Annotated in this window: 1 rRNA gene; it reads right to left on the minus strand. The window is 51.7% G+C overall.

Annotated features, from left to right (window positions below):
• Positions 1–606, minus strand: a 23S ribosomal RNA gene (locus tag CES81_RS13055); the annotation flags it as partial.

The raw sequence follows: 606 nt of genomic DNA on the forward strand, positions 1-606 counted from the left end.
ATTCGGAGTTTATCTGAATTCAGTAACCCGTGACGGGCCCCTAGTCCAAACAGTGCTCTACCTCCACGATTCTCTTTCCGAGGCTAGCCCTAAAGCTATTTCGGAGAGAACCAGCTATCTCCAAGTTCGTTTGGAATTTCACCGCTACCCACACCTCATCCCAGCACTTTTCAACGTACACGGGTTCGGGCCTCCAGTGCGTTTTACCGCACCTTCACCCTGGACATGGGTAGGTCACCTGGTTTCGGGTCTACATCAACATACTGAAACGCCCGTTTCAGACTCGCTTTCGCTACGGCTCCGACTTTTCATCTTAACCTTGCATGTTAACGTAACTCGCCGGTTCATTCTACAAAAGGCACGCTGTCACCCATTAACGGGCTCCAACTAATTGTAGGCACATGGTTTCAGGAACTATTTCACTCCCCTTCCGGGGTGCTTTTCACCTTTCCCTCACGGTACTGGTTCACTATCGGTCACTAGGGAGTATTTAGCCTTGGGAGATGGTCCTCCCGGATTCCGACCAGGTTTCACGTGTCTGGCCGTACTCAGGATCCTGAACTGAGGGCAGTGAATTTCGTCTACGGGGCTATCACCCGCTTTGGC

The sequence above is a fragment of the Secundilactobacillus pentosiphilus genome, from assembly GCF_002217985.1.
In the GTDB taxonomy this organism is placed as follows: domain Bacteria; phylum Bacillota; class Bacilli; order Lactobacillales; family Lactobacillaceae; genus Secundilactobacillus; species Secundilactobacillus pentosiphilus.